Annotated in this window: 3 protein-coding genes and 1 pseudogene; 2 read left to right on the top strand and 2 right to left on the bottom strand. The window is 49.8% G+C overall.

The annotated features are described in order from the left end of the window. A pseudogene (locus KQJ18_RS22590) lies at positions 1-91 on the top strand (DNA-binding response regulator); the annotation flags it as partial. Continuing rightward, positions 88-1461, top strand: coding sequence for an envelope stress sensor histidine kinase CpxA (cpxA, locus tag KQJ18_RS22585; protein WP_042313425.1), 1374 nt, complete (start codon positions 88-90; stop codon positions 1459-1461). The pseudogene KQJ18_RS22590 and the gene cpxA, both read left to right, overlap by 4 nt. 40 nt (positions 1462-1501) lie before the next feature. Here cpxA and KQJ18_RS22580 read toward each other — a convergent pair whose 3' ends face one another. After that, entirely contained in the window at positions 1502-2752 is a 1251-nt protein-coding gene (locus KQJ18_RS22580) for an MFS transporter (protein WP_087856673.1), read from the bottom strand. 117 nt (positions 2753-2869) lie between these two features. After that, positions 2870-3590, bottom strand: a 721-nt coding sequence (locus tag KQJ18_RS22575; RefSeq protein WP_216422800.1) for a TIM barrel protein, incomplete at its 5' end; no start/stop codon positions are given.

Raw genomic sequence — 3590 nt, 5'->3', positions numbered from 1 at the left:
CCTGCGTCGTAAGCTGCCAGAGCGTAAAGATGGGCATCCGTGGTTTAAAACGCTGCGTGGTCGCGGCTACCTGATGGTCTCCGCTTCATGATAGGGAGTTTAACCGCACGCATCTTTGCCATCTTCTGGTTGACGCTGGCACTGGTGTTGATGTTGGTACTGATGCTACCCAAGCTCGACTCACGTCAAATGACCGAGCTACTGGACAGCGAGCAGCGCCAGGGGTTGATGATTGAGCAACACGTTGAAGCTGAACTGGCGAACGATCCACCCAACGATTTGATGTGGTGGCGTCGCTTGTTTCGGGCGATAGACAAGTGGGCGCCGCCAGGACAGCGGTTATTACTTGTTACCACGGAAGGACGCGTGATCGGCGCAGAACGCAACGAAATGCAGATCATTCGTAACTTTATTGGTCAGGCCGATAACGCCGACCATCCGCAAAAGAAAAAATACGGTCGCGTTGAGATGGTCGGGCCTTTTTCCGTCAGAGATGGTGAAGATAACTACCAGTTGTATCTCATTCGACCTGCCAGCAGCTCGCAATCTGACTTTATCAACCTGCTGTTCGACCGACCGCTGTTGTTGCTGATCGTCACCATGTTAGTCAGCTCTCCGTTATTGCTCTGGCTTGCCTGGAGTCTGGCGAAACCGGCGCGTAAGTTGAAAAACGCGGCAGATGAAGTGGCCCAGGGCAACCTGCGCCAGCATCCGGAACTGGAAGCCGGTCCGCAGGAGTTTCTGGCGGCGGGCGCCAGCTTTAACCAGATGGTGACGGCGCTGGAGCGGATGATGACCACGCAGCAACGCCTGCTGTCGGACATCTCTCACGAGTTGAGAACGCCGTTGACGCGTCTGCAACTGGGCACTGCCCTGCTGCGTCGTCGTAGTGGCGAGAGCAAGGAGCTGGAGCGCATTGAAACAGAAGCGCATCGGCTGGACAGCATGATCAACGACCTGCTGGTGATGTCACGTAATCAGCAGAAAAACGCGCTGGTCAGTGAAACGGTGAAAGCCAATCAGCTATGGGGCGAAGTGCTGGATAACGCCGCCTTTGAAGCCGAGCAAATGGGTAAATCGCTCACGGTGAATTTCCCGCCGGGTCCGTGGCCGCTGTACGGTAACCCAAATGCGCTGGAAAGCGCACTGGAAAACATTGTGCGCAACGCCCTGCGCTATTCACACACGCAGATTGAAGTGGGCTTCGCGGTGGATAAAGACGGGATCACCATCACCGTGGACGACGATGGTCCGGGTGTTAGCCCTGAAGACCGGGAGCAGATTTTCCGTCCGTTCTATCGTACCGATGAGGCGCGCGATCGCGAGTCTGGCGGAACGGGGCTGGGTCTGGCGATTGTGGAAACCGCGATCCAGCAGCATCGTGGCTGGGTGAAGGCCGAAGACAGCCCGCTGGGTGGTTTACGGCTGGTGATTTGGTTACCGCTGTATAAACGCGCTTAACAGGCTTCCCCGGTCACGTATTGCCGGGGAAGCACTCACATTATGCAGTTGCGGTCGCAGCCGCTAGCTTTTGCTTTTTAATCCGCTTCACCAGGATTGTCGAACAGATAAAGCCCATTAAGCTGAACGCAATCATCACGCTAAAGACATAGTTGTAGCCCGTGATGCCGCTATTGGTGTCCAGCAAATAGCCGTATAACGTGTACGCAAACATGGCGGGCATATAACCGATGATGCAACCAAACGCCATTGCCGAACCGGCATACTCACGTGGCGTACCAATCTCATCCATTGGCGCGAAGAAAATCGCACGCTGTGAGAAGATAATCGCCCCGAATCCTAATGTTGCGGCCATACCGATATACACGTTCATTGTTTGATGCGGTAACTGCATGAAAACAAGCATCGCAACGGCAGAGATCAGAAAGGTCCATTTCAGGTACACCGTCGGCGATTTAGCAACCTTATCCGCCAGCAGCCCACCAATCGGCCCTCCTACCATTTTTAACGCATACTGGTTGATGATGCCGTACGCGCCGACCAGTGCTACCGGCAACATGTAGATGTCTTTTAAGAAGGGGATAAAGTAAGTCAGCCCACAATATGCGGCGTAAACGAAGAAAATCCCTAAAGAAGCCAACCAGACGTTAGGGCAGGACAAAACATGTTTAATACCCTTTAACACTTCCATATTGGCACTGGTATTCTCGCCGCCTTTCACTTTGTCGTCATCGACAATAAAGTACGTCACAATACCTGCCGCAAGCGTAATGACCGTATAAAACAACAGACCCGCCTGCATTCCCGCTTTGCCTTCACCAAACTGAACAAAAACAAACAGGGCGCCAGAAGCGACGATGACATCCACCACGCCGCGTCCGGCTTCTAAAAAGCCAAACATGCGGCCTTGTTCTTCTTTCGTACCCAGCAGACGTACGGCTTTCAGCAATACCGGCCAATACACCACATCGGCAAAAAACGCCATTGCGGCAAAGCAAATGAGATAACCGGTAAATGACGGTAGCGTTGCCAGATATAAACCGCAAAGCCCTACGCCGATCAGACCAAAGGGTAATAATATTTTCTTAGAATAACGGTCTGCAATATAGAGCGAAAGAAACAGTCCGGTTGTCTGAACAATCGTATAAACCGTAAAGCTTAAGCCAATCTGCGTATTGGTTAAACCCCAGTCATTTTGCATTGGCACATAGAAAACATCTTTCATACTTGAAAGTTTGAATATTGTGCCGCCGCCTAAAATCAAAAAACAAAGCCTTGCCCATTTATTCATGAACATGAGTAAACCCTCATTGCTTGTTGAGAGAAATATCCAGATTAAATTATATAATTAATAAAATTGTAGAGTTATTTTCATAACCCTTTTCGCATTTAGTAAAATTTTAAAAAGTTATTGATTACCTATAAATTTATTACACAAGCCACGAATATATTTTATTTGAGCCAGAGCATGTTCTTTTTCCTGCGCCAGTCGCGCATCAATCATGTCAGCGTCAGGTAGCGGCGTATAACTTGCATCGCGCCATGGGATCCAGGGATTATCACCTTCATCATCGAAACGAAATGCCGGTGCATAATATTCAACCTCTTCTTCCAGACCAAAAGCATGTACTTGCGGTTTATCTTCACCTAAGAGTAATAATGCTTTGAGCATCTCTTCCATGGGTAAGTCGCCGTATCCAGAACGACAAGCCTCATGCCCCCAGCCTTTACCTTCTTTAATAATTTTAGCGTCTTTGATATGTACCTGAGTGATCAGAGGAGACATAACCTCTAACGCAGAAAGCGGCTGCTCATTGGCATTAATCATGTTGCCAAAATCAAACAGAATAGAGAGATTCTTCATTCCACTATTCTTAACCAGCGTCACCAGCTCATGGCCTTGCAGATCTTCATGCTGCTCGATGGTAAAGCTTAGGCCGCAATCATCATACTGAGACAACCACGCAATATCATTGGCGATCTTCGCCATAACATCGTTGAGATGCCCTTCATAGCGCGGGTAGAAACGAACTGACGTTGCGCCAGTTGCCACGGCAATACGGATCGCATCCGTCAACGTCGCCTTGTCCGATGCGCTCGTTTCGATATGCACATCCAAATTATATTTT

Source organism: Citrobacter sp. S55_ASV_140 (genome assembly GCF_018919505.1).
GTDB lineage: Bacteria > Pseudomonadota > Gammaproteobacteria > Enterobacterales > Enterobacteriaceae > Citrobacter > Citrobacter werkmanii.
The sequence above is the reverse complement of the archived record's forward strand: the minus strand, read 5'-3'. Positions and strand labels throughout refer to the sequence as shown.

Excerpts from the sequence above, each read along its gene's own strand:
- cpxA (WP_042313425.1), top strand. The coding sequence starts at position 88 with ATGATAGGGAGTTTAACCGCACGCATCTTTGCCATCTTCTGGTTGACG.
- KQJ18_RS22580 (WP_087856673.1), bottom strand. The coding sequence starts at position 2,752 with ATGAATAAATGGGCAAGGCTTTGTTTTTTGATTTTAGGCGGCGGCACA.